Annotated in this window: 19 protein-coding genes and 1 other RNA gene; 3 read left to right on the top strand and 17 right to left on the bottom strand. The window is 71.0% G+C overall.

All coding sequences use genetic code 11. The features are described 5' to 3' along the window. Window positions 1–48: 48 nt before the first annotated feature. The 14 genes from EXE50_RS10515 to EXE50_RS10455 form a co-directional block, all read right to left on the bottom strand. Entirely contained in the window at window positions 49–294 is a 246-nt protein-coding gene (locus tag EXE50_RS10515; protein ID WP_053770487.1) for a DUF5816 domain-containing protein, read from the bottom strand. 75 nt (window positions 295–369) lie between these two features. Further along, complete coding sequence (locus EXE50_RS10510) at window positions 370–744, bottom strand: iron-sulfur cluster assembly accessory protein (protein ID WP_053770486.1); 375 nt, start codon at window positions 742–744, stop codon at window positions 370–372. 211 nt (window positions 745–955) lie between these two features. Then, on the bottom strand, window positions 956–2,104 hold the full coding sequence (locus tag EXE50_RS10505) for a mechanosensitive ion channel family protein (protein WP_053770485.1): 1,149 nt from the start codon (window positions 2,102–2,104) through the stop codon (window positions 956–958). Between the two features lie 83 nt (window positions 2,105–2,187). Then, complete coding sequence (locus EXE50_RS10500) at window positions 2,188–2,955, bottom strand: HAD family hydrolase (protein WP_053770484.1); 768 nt, start codon at window positions 2,953–2,955, stop codon at window positions 2,188–2,190. Continuing rightward, complete coding sequence (gene phnE / locus EXE50_RS10495) at window positions 2,952–3,746, bottom strand: phosphonate ABC transporter, permease protein PhnE (RefSeq protein ID WP_137705047.1); 795 nt, start codon at window positions 3,744–3,746, stop codon at window positions 2,952–2,954. The genes EXE50_RS10500 and phnE (EXE50_RS10495) overlap by 4 nt, the downstream gene beginning before the upstream one ends. Continuing rightward, window positions 3,746–4,546: a phosphonate ABC transporter, permease protein PhnE gene (gene phnE / locus EXE50_RS10490; RefSeq protein ID WP_137705046.1), complete on the bottom strand. Its 801-nt coding sequence runs from the start codon at window positions 4,544–4,546 to the stop codon at window positions 3,746–3,748. Before phnE (EXE50_RS10490) ends, phnE (EXE50_RS10495) begins: the two co-directional genes overlap by 1 nt. Beyond that, window positions 4,547–5,377, bottom strand: a complete 831-nt coding sequence (gene phnC / locus EXE50_RS10485) for a phosphonate ABC transporter ATP-binding protein (protein ID WP_137705045.1) — start codon at window positions 5,375–5,377, stop codon at window positions 4,547–4,549. Continuing rightward, the gene (gene phnD, locus EXE50_RS10480; protein ID WP_121600052.1) at window positions 5,378–6,400 is read right to left on the bottom strand and encodes a phosphate/phosphite/phosphonate ABC transporter substrate-binding protein; all 1,023 of its coding nucleotides are present in this window, start codon (window positions 6,398–6,400) and stop codon (window positions 5,378–5,380) included. It abuts the gene before it with no gap. Window positions 6,401–6,786: 386 nt separating this feature from the next. Then, on the bottom strand, window positions 6,787–8,064 hold the full coding sequence (gene hisD, locus EXE50_RS10475; protein WP_137705044.1) for a histidinol dehydrogenase: 1,278 nt from the start codon (window positions 8,062–8,064) through the stop codon (window positions 6,787–6,789). 38 nt (window positions 8,065–8,102) lie between these two features. After that, the gene (locus EXE50_RS10470) at window positions 8,103–8,312 is read right to left on the bottom strand and encodes a hypothetical protein (protein WP_053770479.1); all 210 of its coding nucleotides are present in this window, start codon (window positions 8,310–8,312) and stop codon (window positions 8,103–8,105) included. A 9-nt stretch (window positions 8,313–8,321) separates the two neighbouring features. Then, window positions 8,322–9,287: a phytoene/squalene synthase family protein gene (locus EXE50_RS10465; protein WP_053770478.1), complete on the bottom strand. Its 966-nt coding sequence runs from the start codon at window positions 9,285–9,287 to the stop codon at window positions 8,322–8,324. A 158-nt stretch (window positions 9,288–9,445) separates the two neighbouring features. Next, on the bottom strand, window positions 9,446–9,577 hold the full coding sequence (locus EXE50_RS17870; RefSeq protein WP_255409708.1) for an HVO_2523 family zinc finger protein: 132 nt from the start codon (window positions 9,575–9,577) through the stop codon (window positions 9,446–9,448). A gap of 131 nt (window positions 9,578–9,708) precedes the next feature. Further along, a complete protein-coding gene (locus EXE50_RS10460; RefSeq protein ID WP_053770477.1) occupies window positions 9,709–10,269 on the bottom strand; it encodes a hypothetical protein in 561 nt (186 codons plus the stop codon). Between the two features lie 152 nt (window positions 10,270–10,421). Beyond that, a complete protein-coding gene (locus EXE50_RS10455) occupies window positions 10,422–10,994 on the bottom strand; it encodes a cysteine hydrolase family protein (RefSeq protein WP_137705043.1) in 573 nt (190 codons plus the stop codon). Window positions 10,995–11,174: 180 nt separating this feature from the next. Between EXE50_RS10455 and EXE50_RS10450 the strand changes: the two genes are divergently transcribed. Together EXE50_RS10450 and EXE50_RS10445 are read left to right on the top strand one after the other, a co-directional pair. Continuing rightward, entirely contained in the window at window positions 11,175–12,926 is a 1,752-nt protein-coding gene (locus EXE50_RS10450; RefSeq protein WP_137705042.1) for an Hvo_1808 family surface protein, read from the top strand. 57 nt (window positions 12,927–12,983) lie between these two features. Next, the gene (locus tag EXE50_RS10445; protein WP_137705041.1) at window positions 12,984–14,141 is read left to right on the top strand and encodes a nicotinate phosphoribosyltransferase; all 1,158 of its coding nucleotides are present in this window, start codon (window positions 12,984–12,986) and stop codon (window positions 14,139–14,141) included. Between the two features lie 43 nt (window positions 14,142–14,184). Here the strand turns inward: EXE50_RS10445 and EXE50_RS10440 are convergent, their stop codons facing one another. Continuing rightward, the gene (locus EXE50_RS10440) at window positions 14,185–14,787 is read right to left on the bottom strand and encodes a TIGR00296 family protein (RefSeq protein ID WP_137705040.1); all 603 of its coding nucleotides are present in this window, start codon (window positions 14,785–14,787) and stop codon (window positions 14,185–14,187) included. Between the two features lie 171 nt (window positions 14,788–14,958). Between EXE50_RS10440 and rnpB the strand changes: the two genes are divergently transcribed. Next, window positions 14,959–15,291, top strand: an RNA gene (gene rnpB, locus EXE50_RS10435) — RNase P RNA component. 73 nt (window positions 15,292–15,364) lie between these two features. On the opposite strand, the gene EXE50_RS17185 is transcribed toward rnpB, so the two are convergent. Next, window positions 15,365–15,511: a hypothetical protein gene (locus tag EXE50_RS17185; RefSeq protein ID WP_158293668.1), complete on the bottom strand. Its 147-nt coding sequence runs from the start codon at window positions 15,509–15,511 to the stop codon at window positions 15,365–15,367. A 155-nt stretch (window positions 15,512–15,666) separates the two neighbouring features. After that, a complete protein-coding gene (htpX, locus tag EXE50_RS10430) occupies window positions 15,667–16,536 on the bottom strand; it encodes a zinc metalloprotease HtpX (protein ID WP_137705039.1) in 870 nt (289 codons plus the stop codon). Window positions 16,537–16,625 lie beyond the last annotated feature (89 nt).

Genomic DNA, 16,625 nt, shown 5'->3' with positions numbered 1-16,625 from the left:
GAGTGCGGTAACCTCCGGAAGCCGGACCAGTGGGACGCGGCCCCCGCCTCACTCGTGGGCCGCGTCCCACTGGTCCGGCTTCCGGAGGTTACCGCACTCGGTACACTGGATCCGGCCCATCGTGTCCATCGCGGTGTCGAACGACCCGCAGTTGCCGCAGCGGAACCCCCAGCGGGACTCGCCCGCCTCGTCCGCGAACACGGGGTAGAAGGGCCCGTCCGCGCCGCGCTCGGTCCGCGACCGGTCGGTGTACACCCGCTCGCCGCTCGGCGTCGTCGTCGCTTCCAGGGTCATGGCTCCCGCTACCCGGCGGAGCGACTTAAGCGGGGGACTCGCGAGACGGTGAGGAACGGGGAATCGAAGCGCGCGCTACGTCCGGAACGACTCGCCGCACCCGCACTCGGAGACGACGTTCGGGTTCTCGACCTCGAAGCCGGCTGCCTGGAGGCCGTGCTCGTAGTCGAGCGTGCTCCCGCCGATGTAGTTCTTGCTCGCGGGGTCGACGAACACCCGGAGGCCGTGGTGCTCCACGACGAGGTCGTCGTCCTCCGGCTCCGTGTCGAAGCGCATCCCGTACGACAGCCCCGCGCAGCCGCCCTGCTGGACGAACAGCCGCAGCCCGGCGACGTCGGTGTCGAGTCCCTCGCCTTCGAGCAGCGAGAGCGCCTCCTCGGCGGCGTCCGAGGTCACCTCGATCGCCGGGTCGTTCCCCTCGGTCCCGGTGTCGGCCGGTTCGGTACTCATAGAGCCCGGTTCCGTTCGCACGGTCAAAACCCTGCCGGCGGAATCCCGTGGCCCGTTGTCACTGACGGTTACGTTCGCCGGCCCCGTCGCCGCGACCCGTCGCTCAGTCGCCGTCGCCGCGACCCGACGCTCAGTCGCCGTCGCCGCGACCCGACGCTCAGTCGCCGTCGCCGCGACCCGACGCTCAGTCGCCGTCGCCGCGACCCGACGCTCAGTCGCCGTCGCCGGCCCGTCGCTCGGCCGGCTCCGCCTCGGGCGTCGGCGACGCGGGCGCCCGCTCCGTCCCGGCGCCCGACGGCTCCGCTCCGGGGGCCCCCGCGATCGTCACGTCCCGCTTCGGGTACGGGATCTCGACCCCCGCCTCGCCGAGCGCCACGTACAGCGCGCGGTTGAGCTCGTGCTGCGCGCGGCGGCGCCGCGTCGGACCGTTCACCCAGCAGAGGATCTCGTACTGGAGCGCCGAGTCCCCGAACGAGCGGAACCGCGCCCGCGGCTTCGGGGAGTCGAGGACGAGCGGCTCCGCCTCCACGACCTCGATCGCCAGCGCCTCGAAGGCGTCCACGTCGGTCCCGTAGGCGACGCCGATCGGGACCCGCACGCGGCGGCGGCGCTGCGGCGCCGACTCGTTCGTCACCTTCGCGGCGTTGAGCGCCGCGTTCGGCACCGTCACCAGCACCTCGTCGCGGGTGAGCAGCGTCGTCGAGCGCACGCCGACCTTGATCACGGTCCCGGCGGTGCCGTCGTCTAAGACGATGTAGTCGCCGATCTTGTACGTGTCGTCGAAGTACAGCGCGATCCCGCCGAAGAAGTTCGCCACCGTGTCCTTCGCCGCGAAGCCGACGGCGATGCCGGCGACGCCCGCGGCGCCGAGCAGCGGCGTGATCTCGATGCCCCACAGCCACAGCAGGGTGCCGACGCTCCCGACCAGCACCGCGAGCGTCCAGACGTTCGAGAAGACGGGCGCGAAGTCGAACCGCCCGCCCTCCGCGTTGACCGCGGCGACGACCCGGTTCACGACCGCGTTGGCCGCGTACGCCCAGACGAGGACGATCACCGACAGCGACGGGCGCCCGAAGACGGCGTCGAGCAACTGCGGCTCCACGAGCACCGAGGCGCGCACCGCGGGGACCTGCGTGAGCACGAACACCCCCGCGAGCGCCGCGGTGACGACGAGCGGCGCCCGCAGCGAGGCGATGACGATGTCGTCGTAGCCGGTGTCCGTCGCCGAGACGTACCGCCGGGCGACGCGGAGGACGACGAACTCCATCCCCAGGGCGGCGACGAGCGATACGAGGAGAACGGCGACCGTCGCCTCCACCGCCGTGAACCCCTCGAACAGCGTCCCGAGCGACGGTATCATGCCTCCGAGACGCGGTGACGGGTGATAACCGTTGCTGGGGGGACGCGCCGGTCCGGGGGTGCGGCGACCGGGGCGGCGCGACCCTATTCCGACGGGCGACCGCGGTCCGCGTCCGAGTTCGGCGAGTCGGCGGAGGGATCCGACGGCGCCGCGGACGGGTCGGAGGACGAGCCGCCAGCGAGGGCGAGCAGCTCGCGGAGGCTCTCGATCTCCACGGTCGGCTCGACGTCGGGGTCGCGGTCCGCGTTGTGGTCGCGCCGCAGGAACGCGCTGTCGATCCCGGCCCGGTCGGCGGCGATCACGTCGGTCGCCCGGTCGCCGACGTAGATCGCGTCGGTCGCGTCGAGGGCGTCGAGGGCCTCGTTGAGGTAGTGCGGGTCGGGCTTCCGACGCCCGTAGCCGTCGGGACCGGGGTCGCGGCCGCGGACGAACGCGAACTCGTCGAGCCGGAAGTGGTCGACGACGAACTCGACGGTCGGGTGGTAGTTGTTGCTCACTAGGCCGAGCGTCGCGCGGTCGGCCAGCGCGTCGAAGACCGTCACGTCCCGGTGGAGCCGTCGCATCCCGGCCGCCAGCCGCTCGACGGCGCGCGTCGCGCTCCGCTCCTCGCGCTCTCGGAAGAGGCGCGCGGGGTCGAGGCCGAGCCCCTCGCAGGCCGCGCGGAACGCGTCGTCGTAGGCGGGGCGCGCCAGCGACTCGCGGCGCGCCGGGGAAACGGTCACGTCCCGGTCGGCGAGCACGTCGTCGAGGGCGCGCGAGCGGACCGCCGGGGCGGTCTCGCGACCCTCGAGAACGACGCCGTCCATGTCGAACAGGACCGTCTCGTAGCCGTCCGGTCGGGGCGGGCTCATCGGACCAGCCCCCGAGTGTACGCCGACAGGCTCTCGGTGACGACCACGACCCCGAGGATGACGATCAGCACCATCGCGACCGACTGCCACGCGAAGGCGTTGACCGCGCGGAACAGCTCGACGCCGATACCGCCCGCGCCGACGAAGCCGAGCACCGTCGAGTCGCGGATGTTGATGTCCCACCGGTAGATCGACAGCCCGACGAGCGCGGGCTTGACCTGCGGGAGGATGCCGTAGAGCAGCACCTGCGCCTGCGACGCGCCGGACGCCCGCACCGCCTCGACCTGCCCGAAGTCGATCTCTTCGATCTCCTCGCCGAGCAGCTTCCCGAGGAAGCCGACCGAGCGGAACACGATGGCGACGGCGCCGGCGAGCGGTCCCGACCCGAACAGCACGACGAAAAACAGCGCCCAGATGATGGTGTTGACCGACCGACTCACCGTCACGATGAGCTTCCCGAGCCAGAAGGTCGCGCCGTTCGGCGTGGTGTTCTCGGCGGCGAGCAGCGCCACCGGAATCGCGAGCACTAGGGCGCCGAGCGTCCCTAGCGCGGCGATCTGGACCGTCTCGATCAGCGGTTGGACGATCCGCGTGGTGTACGCCACGTCCGGCGGGTACATCCGGGTCAGGAGGTCGCCGATCTCCCGCGGGATCGTCTCCGGCCTGACGACGCCGGTGTCCATGAACTGCCAGGAGGCGATCACGGAGACGGCGGCGGCGAGGAGGAGGACGAACCGGGTGATCCGTCGCCGCCGGTCGAACCGGTCCCAGCTCGGTTGCTCGACCGCCATCAGTTGTACCTCCGTCGCACGACCGCGCTGACCCCCTCGGCCACGAGGACGACCGCGATGATCGCGAGCAGGATGGCCGTGACGTACTGGTAGTCGTACCGGTTGAACGCGGTCAGCAGCACCGACCCGATCCCGCCGGCCCCGACGATGCCGATAATCGTCGAGGTCCGGATGTTGATGTCCCACCGGTACACGGAGAGCCCGGCGAACCGCGGGATGATCTGCGGGACGACCCCGTAGAGGAGCGTCTGGATCGGCGAGGCGCCGGACGCCCGGACCGCGTCGACCGACCCCATGTCGATGTCTTCGAGGTCCTCGGCGAGGAGCTTCGAGAAGAAGCCGACCGTCTTGAACGTGATCGTGAGGATGCCCGCGAGCGGTCCGAACCCGATGGCCTTGACCGCGATGATGCCGACGATGATCGCGTTGAACGCCCGGGAGACGGAGATGAACCCCCTGTTGATCGCGTACAGCGGCTTCGGCGAGAGGTTCTCCGCGGCCATGAACGCTATCGGGACGCTCAGCACGATGCCGGTGAGCGTCGACACCATCGCCATCGCGACGCTCTCGAGCATCTTGTCGAGGATCCGCTGGGCCTGTCGCGGGGTCGCCGAGGGCGGGAGGAAGTCCCCGACGAGCGAGCCGGCGCTCCCGAGCCCCTGCGCGATCCGCGCCGGATCGGCGCCGACCCCGACGCCGGACCAGACGAAGAACCCGACGATCCCGGCGTACACCGCCCACTTGACCCCGCGTCGCGGGAAGGCGGTCGGCCGCTCCCAGGTCCGGTTGCCGGCGGCCATTCAGGGCTCCCCCGCGAGCGGTCGGTCCGCGTTCGACAGGGCGTCGCCGTCGGACCGCGACCGCGGCTTCTCGCCGTCGGTGTTCTCGGGCACCGCCGCGCCCCGGTACACCTGGTCGAGCCCGCGCTGGTCGAGCTCCGAGGGCGGGCCCTCGAACACGAGCTCGCCGTCGTGGAGCCCGACGATCCGGTCGGCGTGCTCCATCGCGAGGTCGACCTCGTGGATGTTGATCAACACCGGGACCTCGCGCTCTGCGGCGATGTCGGTCAGCAGTCGCATCACCGTGTCCGAGGTCTCCGGATCCAGGCTCGACGTCGGCTCGTCGACCAGCAGGATCTTCGGCTGCTGGATCACCGCCCGCGCGATGCCGACCCGCTGGCGCTGGCCGCCCGAGAGCTCGTCGACGCGTTTGTTCTCCATGTCGCCCAGCCCGACGCGGTCGAGGATCTGGTACGCCCGCTCGATGTCCTCGGGGGGGAACGATCGCCGGAACGCCTGCCACGCGGAGACGTACCCTAATCGCCCGGTGAGGACGTTCTCCATCACGGTCAGCCGCTCGACGAGGTTGTACTCCTGGAAGATCATGCCGATGTCGCGACGGGCCGACCGCAGCGCGTCGTCACCGAGCCCGGTCAGCTCCGTCTCGTCGAGGTAGACCTGGCCGCCGCTCGGCTCGGTTAGCCGGTTGACACACCGGATGAACGTGGACTTGCCCGCCCCGCTGGGGCCGATCATCGCGACGGTCTCGCTGCCCTCGACCGACATCGTGACGCCCTGTAGCGCCTCGTCGCCGGTGGGGTACGTCTTCCGGAGGTCGGTGACTCGCAGCATCTACGACCCGAGCGCGCTCCGCTCGTACTCGACGCCGTTGTACCGCTGGATGATCATGATGTCCTTCCAGACCGTCTTGTAGTCGATCGGGACGAACTTGTTGTACCCCGTCCGCTCCTGGTAGGCCGTCCCCGAGAAGTCGGACTCGAGGTACGCGCGCTCGATCCCCTCCTGGATCTCCGGCTTGAGGTTGTAGCGGTACGCGACCGGGCCGCTCGGGAACGGCGCCGACGCCCACACCACTTTGAAGTCGTCGAAGCTGAGGTCGCTCTGGGCCTCGACGGTGTCGACCATACACGTCGAACAGATCGGGCCGGCATCGTAGTCGCCGGCGGCGATGCCGCGCGTGGTGTTGCCGTGGCCGCCCGAGAAGTTGACCTCGTAGTCCTCTTCGGCGGTCACGTCGAAGTACTGGTCGAAGAGGGCCGAGGGGGCCTGGTGCCCGGAGTTCGAGGCGGGCTCGGAGTGGCCGATCTTCACGTCGTCGCGGGCGAAGTCCTCGACGCTCTGGATGTCGTCGGCGTCGGCGCGGGTGGTGGCGAACAGCCGGTAGCCGAACTCCTCCTCGGGGGTGAGCCCGACCGCGAACGGGACCGCGCCGCCGAGGTTGACCGCGAACGCGGTCGTGCCGGTCGAGAAGTTCGCGATGTGGGCGCGCTCCGAGCGCATCGCCTCGACTGACGCCGCGTAACTGTCGACCTTGCTGAACTCGACCGGCTTGCCGGTCTCCTCCTCGATGCGGTCGAAGACCGCCTGGAAGTCCTCCTCGAACCGCCCCTGGACGTCCTCGCTCGGGCTCTCGGTGAACACCAGCGTGTCGGGGTCGAGGAGTTCGCTCTCGTCGTCGGGCGTCTCGCGCACGGGTTCCCCGTGCGGCACCTCCTCGACCTCCCGGTTCCGCATGTTCTCGAGGTCGGTCGTCGACCCGCGCTGGTAGCCCGCGTCGACCAGCGCCGTCGACAGGTAGTTGTGCTCGTCCCAGGCCGGTTCCGCGGGGTCGAACTCGCTCGCGTCGGCCAGCATCGGGTCGCCGGACTCGCCGTCGCCCCCGTCGCTCCCGTCGCTCCCGTCGCCTCCGCTGCCACTCGAACCGCCGCCGCTCCCGTCGGCGCCGTCCGAGCCGTCGCCGCCCGAACTCGACGCGCCGGAGCAGCCCGCCAGACCGCTCAGCGCGGCCGCGCCACCCGCGATGAGGAACTTCCGCCGCGAGTTCGATTCCCGTCGTCCGTCGGTGTCGTCCACCATTACGGCTCGAACAGGCGTCCTAGCGGGTAAGAAGGCTGCTATGAGCCGAATGTGGTAGTTCAGACCGCTCCGATCCGGTGAGTACCGCCGTTTCTGTTATTGAGTCGAGGTGTTCGGCGCGGAGCGCTATATAGGGCTATCGAAACCGCTCCGAGGGGGCCCGGCTACTCGAACCGCTTCCGCACGCTCTCGGCGTGCGCCTCCAGCCCTTCGGCGTCGGCGAGCGTCGTGACCGTCTCCGAGAGGTCGTCGAGGGCGTCGCGGTCGAGCCGCTGGACGGTCGAGGACCGCAGGAAGGTGTCGACGGAGAGTCCGCCGTACCGCTTCGCGCCGCCGTTCGTCGGTAGCACGTGGTTCGTCCCGGCCGCGTAGTCGCCGGCCGCGACGGGGGAGTACGGGCCGAGGAAGACGGAGCCGGCGTTGGTGATCCGGTCCAAGAGCGCCTCGTCGTCGTCCGCCACGATCGAGAGGTGCTCGGCGGCGTACTCCTCGGCGAAGAGGACCGCCTCGGGCATCGAGCGCGCGCGGAGGACGCCGGAGGCCGCGTTGTCGAGGGCGGCCCGGACCGTCTCCTCGCGGTCGCGCTCGGCCGCCTGCGCGTCGACCGCGTCGGCGACGGCCTCGGCGAGGGCGGCGTCGTCGGTGACCGCGACGACGGAGGCGTTGGGGTCGTGTTCGGCCTGCGCGACGAGGTCGGCCGCGACGAGGTCGGGGTCGGCCGTCCCGTCGGCGAGGACCAGCACCTCGCTCGGGCCGGCGAGGAAGTCGATCTCCACGTCGCCCTGGACGATCGACTTGGCGGCGGTGACCCACTTGTTCCCCGGCCCGACGACCTTCTGGACCCGCGTCACCGTCTCCGTCCCGTACGCGAGCGCGCCGATCGCCTGCGCGCCGCCGACCTGGTACACCGCGTCGGCGCCGGCCTCGTGGATGGCCGCGAGGGTGACGGGGTTGAGCTCGTCGGCCGGCGGCGTCGCGACCGCGACGTGGTCGACGCCGGCGACGACCGCCGGGATGATCCCCATCAGCGCGCTGGAGGGGTACGCGGCCGCGCCGCCGGGCACGTACACGCCGACGCGGTCGATCGGGCGGAAGCGCCGGCCGAGCTCGCGGCCGCCGAAGTCGTCGCGCCAGTCCTCCGGGCGCTGCCGCTCGTGGAACGCGCGGACGTTCGCGGCCGCCTCGCGGACCGCGTCGAGGACCGGGTCGCCCGCGTCGGCCAGCTCCTCGTGCGCCCGCGCCGCGTCGTCGGTGACGTCGATGTTCCCGACGGCGACGCCGTCGAACTCCTCCGCGAACTCGCGGACCGCGACGTCGCCCTCCTCGCGGACCCGCCCGACGATCTCTCGCACGTCTTCGCGGACCCCCTCGACGCCGGCGTCGCGCTCGAAGAAGGCGCGCCGCTCGGCCGGCGAGAGGTCCGCGACGGTTCGTACGTCCATACCGGTCGTCGGGGACGGCGGGGCAAGGGCGTTCCGACTCACCCCAGCCGCCGGATCCCGGTCACGTCGAGGACGGCGAGGACGAGGAGGGCGGCCAGGAGCGCGGCCGCCGCGAAGAGGACCGGGGCCGACACCGCGACCGCGACCTCGTAGGGCGCGACCAGCCGCGTCGTCCCGCGGAGGAGGAAGGAGACGAACACGAGGCCGAACGCGGCGAACGCGAGCGAGACGAACCGGGAGCGGTCCATGCGGGCCGCTCAGTCCGTCTGCGGGACGCCCGCGCCGTGGGGACCGTGCCCGTGGGACTCGCGGGCGGGGTCGAAGTCGGTACACATGTCGTAGAACACCGCTTCCGGGTCGCGGTTCCACTGCCACTTCCAGCGCGTGCGGACGAGCAGCGACAGCTTCCGGGTGAGCGACAGCTCCGGGGTGGCCGAGACGGTGTCGTAGCCGCGGTTCCGGATGAGCCGGTGGTGGTCGACGTACAGCACCGCCGCGAGCAGCACCGCCAGCTGGCAGTCCTCGGGGAGGTACTTGATCCCCGCGACGCCCTCCTCGTAGAGCCGCTCGGTGCGGGCCATCTCCTCCCGGATCGCGGCCGCGACGTCCTCGTCGAACTCTAAGTCGAGGATCTGCTGTTCGCTCACGCCGTGGCGGCGGAGCGTCTCTAAGGGGAGGTAGATGCGGTCGCGCTCGACCACGTCCTCGCGGACGTCGCGGAGGAAGTTCGTCATCTGGAAGGCCTCTCCGAGCTTCGTCGCGTGCGGGAGCGCCTCGGCCTCCTCCTCCGGGTCGAGGTCCATGATCGCCGTCATCATCCGACCGACGGCGGCCGCGGAGCCGTCCATGTACGCTTCCAGGTCGGCGTACGTCTCGTAGCGGTCGGTGTCGATGTCGCTCTCCATCGCGTCCACGAACGAGTGGACGTCTTCGTCGGGGATGTCGTTGCGCTCGACCACCTCGGCGAACGCCTCCAACACCGGGTCGTCCGTCGGCTCCTCGCCGAGCGCGGCCGCTCGGAGGCGGTCGAGTTCGGCCCGCTGTTCGGCGGGCGGTCCGGTGTCCTCGGCGTCGACGACCTCGTCGGCGATGCGGAAGAACCCGTACAGCACGTACGTCGGGTGGCGGATCCGCTGGGGCAGTAGCCGGGTGGCGACGTGGAACGTCTTCCCGGTGCGGCGCTGGATCCGCTTGCTCCGGGCAACCTGTGTTTGCTCTACCATGCTGACCCCGAGCGGTCGGCAAGGAGGGTCGCGTACGGGTCGCCCATCATAAGCGGAAATTCGGCCTCCAAGAACATAACAGTTCGCACGACACAGTTTGGATCCCGGGTACCCCCGTCGCGTCCGTCGATCGAACCGGCGCGCGGGGCGGCGAGAGCTCAGTAGAAGGTGTCGCTACAGTCGTAGACGACGCCGTGAGCCGGGCAGACGTACTTACAGTGTCGGTGGTACATCGGCGTCTCGCAGACCGGACACGGGCGGCCGCCGTCGTTCGCCGGGTCGTCGCTCACGACGGAAATACGTGGGCGAGGGACAAAACGCTACCCCACCGGACCCTCGGCGCCCGGCGGGCCGTGGAGGCCCGGCAGTCGCGGCGCCCGGCGGGCCGCGGCGCGGTCGCGACCGCGCCGAACCTGACTGGTCAGTCGTCGGCCAGTCGCTCGTACACCGACCGGGCGACCGACTCCTGTCCGAACGGGAGCGTCAGCACGCCTCCCCACTCGGAGCCCGTGAGCGCGTCGACCGTCTCCCGGTCGAGTTCGACGCGCCGCACCTCGGTCCCGTCGAGCGTCATCGACACCACGAACGCGGCCGGGTCGTCGGTCGCGCCGGCCTCATCGAGTCGGGTCCGGAACGCGTCGACGCCCGCCTCGGAGAGCACGACCTGCACGAGGAACTCCCCGTCCTTCGCGAAGACCCCCTTGACCACGTCGAGGTCGGTCGCCCCGAACAGCGTCGCGTCGGTGCCGTCGCCGCCGGTCAGCCGCGCTTCGAACGGCGCCTCGGGATCGACGGCGGCCGACTGCGGCGCCGTCTCCTCGTCCGTCCCGTCGCCCGTCGCCGCCGGGCCGTCGCCGCCGATACCGCCGAGGCCGTCGACCGCCGCGCCGTCGGTCACCGTCGCCGCGCCCGCGAAGCCGACGGCGCCGACCGCGCAGACCGCGCCGAGGCCCCCGAGCACGCCCCGTCGAGAGATGTCCATGCCTCCCGGTTCCGGCCGGCGGTGAAAAGCGTTACACGCCGATTTCCGCGCGCGATAATTGCGGAGATCCGGAACGTTCGCCGGTCGGCGTCCGCGACCGCGGAGGCGTCGGTCCGACCGCGGCCGCGAGGACGCCGGCCCGGCGCCCGGGACTACGCGAACGCGACCGCGTCGCGGGTCGTCGTCTCGCCGAACAGCCAGTCGGCGTGGTCGACGGCGTACTCCCGGTGCTCCTCGGTGATGTACCCGAGCGCGTCCTCGACCACGACCGGGCGGTAGTCCCGGAGCCCCGCGCTGCCGGCGGTGTGGAGGACGCAGACGTTCGCGAGCGTGCCGCAGATCAGCAGGTCGTCGACGCCGTGCGCGTCGAGGTGTCCCTCCAAGTCGGTCCGGTAGAAGGCGTCGTAGGTGTGCTTCTCGACGACGTGGTCCCCGTCGCGCACGTCGAGGTCGTCGACGAGTTCGGCGTCCCACGACCCCTCGACGACGTGTTCGCCCCACCGGTCGAACTCGTCGTAGTAGTGGGTCTCGTCGAACTGCTCGGGCGGGTGGACGTCGCGGGTGTAGACGACGGACGCGCCGGCCTCCCGGGCGCGGTCCACGAGCGCCGTCACCGGCTCGATCGCGGCCTCGCTCGCCTCGGCGTAGAGGCTCCCGTCGGGGTGACAGAACCCGTTTTGCATGTCCACGACGACCACCGCGGTTGCTGTCGGATCGAACGCCATACCACCGATTACCGTGCGCGGGACAAAAACCGTCGTCCCGCTCGCGGCCGCCGGTTCGTCCCGACGACGGCGGGAGCGCCGCGCCGGGGCGTCGGCGGGCCGCCACCTGCGGAAAAATCCGCCGGCCGCGGCGCCGAAGGAACCGACAAACTACTTACCGGGGCGTCCGATACAGTTCGTATGCGACGGGTTCTCACCCTCTCGACCGCGGCCGCCGCCGTCGCCGCGGTCGCCGTCCTCTGTGTCGCGTTCACCGCCGGCGTCGCCGCCGCTCCCGACGCCGGCGCGGTCCCCGCCGCGTCTGGCACCGGGCCGACGGCGCCGGGCGGGGTGCCCTCCGCGTCCGCCGACGAGTGCAGTCCCGGCGACGGCCCCGACCTGGTGGGCTGCTGGAACGGGACCCACTACGAGGAGTCCGTCGACTTCGCGGAGACGGACGGGCTCAACGAGTCCCAGCTGTCGGCGCTGACCGACCTCACGATGGCCCGGGTCGAACACGTCCGGCAGCGCCCGTTCAGGGAGGACGTGCCGGTCGAGACGGTCACTCGGAGCGAGTACGCCAACGACACCGCGAGCGGCAACGGCTCCGAGGCGTTCCGGCGCTGGAACGACCAGGTGTGGGAGGCGCTGTTCGTCGTCGGCGACGACACGAACGCCAACGACGAGATCGACTCGGTGTTCGGCGGCGCGGTCTCCGGCTTCTACTCGCCATCGCAGGACCGGATCGTCATCGTCGTCCCCGACGGCGAGTCGCCCGACATCGACCCCTCGACGCTCGCGCACGAGCTGCTCCACGCGATGCAAGACCAGTATCACGACCTCACCGACCCGCGCTACGTCGGCGCGACGCAGGACGGCGACCTCGCGGTCGACGGGATCGTCGAGGGGGAGGCGGTCCACGTCGAGGAGCGGTACGCCGCCCGCTGCGCCGACAACTGGACCTGCGCCGAGCCGCCCGAGAGCGACGGCGGCGGGGGCGGCGGCGCCGACTTCAACTTCGGCATCCTCCAAACCGTCCTCCAGCCGTACGGCGACGGCGCGCTGTACGTCCGCGAGCTCCGCGACGAGGGCGGGTGGGCGGCCGTCAACGCGACGATGAACGACCCGCCGGCGTCGACGGCGGAGGTCATCCACCGCAACCCCGACTACGAGGAGGGGAACCTCACGTTCGAGGACGCCGCGACCGGCGGGTGGGAGACCTACCCGGACCAGGGCGTCGACGGCGCTGAGACGGCGGGCGAGGCGTCGATGTTCGTGATGTTCTGGTACCAGAGCTTGGAGTACCGGTACGCCGTGTTAGAGCCCGACTCGACCGTCCAGCAGAACGTCCAGATCCACCTCGATACGGAGGCGCAGCTCGACTCGCGGGCGGTGTACAACTACGCGCACCCAGTGACGGACGGCTGGGCGGGCGACGAGCTGTACCCCTACCGGAACGGCGACCGCGACGGCTACGTCTGGGCGACCGAGTGGCAGACCGATGAAGACGCCGCGGCGTTCCGCGACGCCTACGTGCGGATGTTGACCGCGCACGGCGAGAGCGACTACGCCGACGGCACCGTCTACGAGATCGGCGAGGAGAGCGACTTCCCCGGCGCGTACGGCGTCGAGCGCGACGGGACGAGCGTGACGATCACCCACGCGCCCTCGCCGGAAGGCGTCCTCGAACTCCGGCCGGACGCCGACCTCGCGCTCCCGGACGCCGACGGCACCGACGGCGCGGACGGGAGCGACGGCGACGACGGCGCGGACGGAAGCAATGGCGACGACGGCAACAGCAGCGACGACGGCGACGACACCGACGGCGCTGATGGAAGCGACGGCGGGAACGGGAGCGAGGACACCAACGACAGCACTCCCGGGTTCGGCGTCGCGGCGGCGCTCGCCGCCCTCGTGGCCGCGCTCGGACTGGCCGCGCGACGGGCGGCGTAGGCGGCGCGCCCGCCGCGACACGGGTGGCTTTTCGTCCCGGCGGCCGAACCGTCGGGCATGAGCGAGTTCGACATCGTCGACGCGGCCGCGATCCGGGAGGGCCGCGCGACCGACGCGTACTTCGAGCGGACCGAGGCGGCGTTAGCGGCGGCCGGGCGGAACCCCCGCGTGGTCGCCGAGGTGACCGCGGACCAGTTCCCGGACGGGGAGTTCGAGCTGTTCGCCGGCCTCGGGAACGCCGTCGAGCTGCTCGCCGGCCGCGACGTCGACGTGGACGCGATCCCCGAGGGCCGGCTGTTCGACGGCGGCCCGGTGATGCGGATCGAGGGGCCGTACGTAGAGTTCGCCCGGTTGGAGACGTCGCTTCTGGGCTTCCTCTCGCACGCGTCCGGGATGGCGACGGCGGCGCTGGACTGCCGAGTCGCCGCGCCCGACTCGCAGATCCTCTCGTTCGGCGCGCGCCACGTCCACCCCGCGATGACCGCGGCGGTCGAGCGCTCCGCGCTGGCGGCCGGGTTCGACGGCTTCTCGCACGTCGCCGCCGGCGACCTGCTCGGGCGGGAGGCCTCGGGGACGATGCCGCACGCGCTCGCCATCTGCTTCGGACGCGGCGCACAGGAGGCCGCCTGGCGCGCCTACGACGAGGGGATCCCCGCGGACGCGCCGCGGATCGCGCTGTGTGACACCTACTCCGACGAGGTCGACGAGGCGCTTCGCGCGGTCGAGACGCTCGGCGACGACCTCGACGGCGTTCGCCTCGACACGACCGGCTCCCGCCGCGGCGACTTCCGGCACATCGTTCGGGAGGTCCAATGGGAGCTCGACGCGCGCGGCCACGAGGGCGTCGACGTGTACGTCTCCGGCGGGCTCGGACCCGCCGACCTCCGCGAGCTGCGCGACGTCGTCGACGGCTTCGGCGTGGGCGGCCACGTCTCCAACGCGGACCCCGTCGACTTCGCGCTCGACATCGTCGCCGTCGACGGGGAGCCGGCGGCCAAGCGCGGGAAGCTCTCGGGCGCGAAGGCGGTGTACCGCACCGCGGACGGCGCCCATGCGGTCGGCCTCGCGGAGCGCTCGGGCCCGGAGGGCGCCGAGGCGCTCTTCGAGCCCGTGATCCGCGACGGGGAGGTGGTCGCCGACGACGCGTTCGACCTGTCGGCCGCGGCGGAGCGGGCGCTCGCGGACGCGGAGGCGGTCGGCTACGGGGCGGAGTAACGCGCGGAAAACGGAGCGGTTCGGAGCGGCTACGTCGCGGCCGCTACAGCTCTTCGACGGCGCCGCCGTCGGCGCGCTCTCGGAACACCTGACCCTCGATGAGCGTCACCATCGTGTCCTCCTCCTGCCACGCGGTGGGCGAGAGCTTCGCCTTCCGGCAGGTGCGCGAGAGGAACTCGGCGGCCGACCAGCCGTTCTCGACGGGGACCGTCGGGTAGAGCCAGCCGTGGGCGTTGCCGCTGTCGACGGCAACGCCGTGGGTACCGATCTGGAGGTCCTCGCTCGGGTCGTTCGTGAGGACGGTGTTCGAGACGACGAACACCGAGACGGTGATGTTGTCGAGCTCTTTGGGCTCCACCTCGGAGCCGCAGGAGTCGTCGGAGGCGGCCTTGATGGCGGCCTCGACGATGGCGTGCCCGAGCTGGTCTGAGGTGTCCCAGGCGCCGGCGCAGCCGCGGAGGCGGCCGCGTCCCCGAGTCGACTGGAGCCGAACGAAGGCGCCCGTGCGGGCGTAGAACGCCTCTCGCATGCTTCCGGGCTGTTCGCGTTGCCCGTGTCGAACGAACGACTCGACCGCCTCCCGCGCGAGTTCGACCGCTCGTGCACCGTCGTCGTACGACAGCTGAACGGTCTGAGCCTCGGACATGAGAGTCCATTACAGTGCTGACGACTTGAACGCTTCCCTTGTGGCACGGTTTCGCCGGGCTGGCGGCGTCTCCGGGTGCTGCGCGCGCGCGACCCCCGAAGCGCCGCTTCGACCGGGGCAAATCGCTCCCGACCGAACCGCTTATTCGCCGGCGCGCGCAACGTCGCGACGGACAGAGGGAGCCCGACTCCCGTGCCTCCGGCATGAGGAAAGTCCCCCCACCGGCCGGACAGGCGACCGGGCACACGCCCGGAGTCGGAGACGGCTGGCTCTGGAACAGCAACGACACCCCCCGCCCCGACCGATGACGCGTGCGAACCGACCCGCAAGGGAAGGGAGTTAACCCGCGGAGGGCGCGTGGGTTTCCCACGTTATAGACGGGCGGGAACGGATGGAACGGCGAATCCTCGCCGGTGCAAGTCCGCGCCACAAGGTAGTCCGGCCGCGGCGCGGACGCTCAGCCGAATGTCGGGACGAACCGAAGGGGGCTTACTCCCCTCAGTCCGCTCGTATCGGCGAGCGACGGCGCCGGAAACAGAGACGCGAAGCCGGGGGATTCGAAGCGTCGACCGCGGCCTCACTCCAGTATCCGTTTCACTAATTTAATACCGAGGTTCACCGCCACGACGAAACCGACCGTCAGCACGATTCCGACGACGCTCGTCGCGCCGGTCCTGAGGAGGACGCCGGTCGAGTGGGCTGCGATCACGGGGACCATACTCACGACGTGGACGACGATCACGAATTAAAAAAAATTTGCTGTCACGTTTCTGATTCCGGCGGATACCGGGCCGCGTCGGGCGTTCGTCGACTACGCCCCGGGCGCGACTCCGATTCTGGGTTCCGACCGGGCCGAGACTCGGACGCATCGGCCGTGACTCAGGCCGTCTCCATCTCCTTTTCCAGCTCGCGGAGCTTCTCGATGCGGTTCTCCGTCGAGGGGTGCGTGGAGGCGATTTTCCCGACGAAGCCGGCCTTGATCGGGATGATGAAGAACGCGTTCATCTCCGCCTCCTCGCGGAGGTCCTCCTTGGGCACCTTGTCCATCCGGCCGTCGATGGTCATCAGCGCGGAGGCGAGCGCGCCGGGCTTCCCGGTGATGAGCGCCGCGCCGCGGTCGGCGGAGTACTCGCGGTAGCGCGAGAGCGCGCGGATGAGCAGGAACGAGACCACCCACACCAGAAGCGACACGAGGATCGCGACGATGACGGGCGCGCCCTGCCGGTTGTCGCCGCTGAACAGCCAGCCCCACCGCACGATGAAGAAGGCGATCGTCGAGAGGAACGAGGCGATGGTCATGACCATCACGTCGCGGTTCTTCACGTGGGCGAGCTCGTGGGCGAGCACGCCGTCGAGCTCGTCCTCGTCGAGGCTCTCCAGCAGTCCGGTCGTCACCGCGACGGTGGCGTTCTTCTTGTTCCGGCCGGTCGCGAACGCGTTCGGCACGCGGGTGTTCGCGACCGCCACGGTCGGCTTCGGGAGGTCGGCCTGCTGGCTCAGCCGCTCGATCCGGCGGTGGAGGTCGGGGTACTCGTCCGCGCTCACTTCCCGGGCGCCCATGCTCCGCAGCGCCAGCCTGTCGCTGAAGAAGTACTGGGCGACCGCGAACCCGCCGAGCATGACCAGCGGGAACAGGAAGTCGCCGAAGTACACCGTCAGGGCTCCGACGAACACGACGTAGAGGGCGAAGAGGAGGAACATCGTGAACGCCATCCGTCCACGGAGTCCCCAGTCTGTCTTCCAGTCCATACCCGAGAGTTACCGCTCGGCGCGTTAAAGCCTGCCGGAGCCGCGGACCCGCCGAGCCGGTTCCGCCCGCCCGCGGCGGTGCGGTTTGG

Origin of the sequence: Halorubrum sp. ARQ200 (genome assembly GCF_005435115.1) — an archaeon.
GTDB lineage: Archaea > Halobacteriota > Halobacteria > Halobacteriales > Haloferacaceae > Halorubrum > Halorubrum tropicale.
The sequence above is the reverse complement of the archived record's forward strand: the minus strand, read 5'-3'. Positions and strand labels throughout refer to the sequence as shown.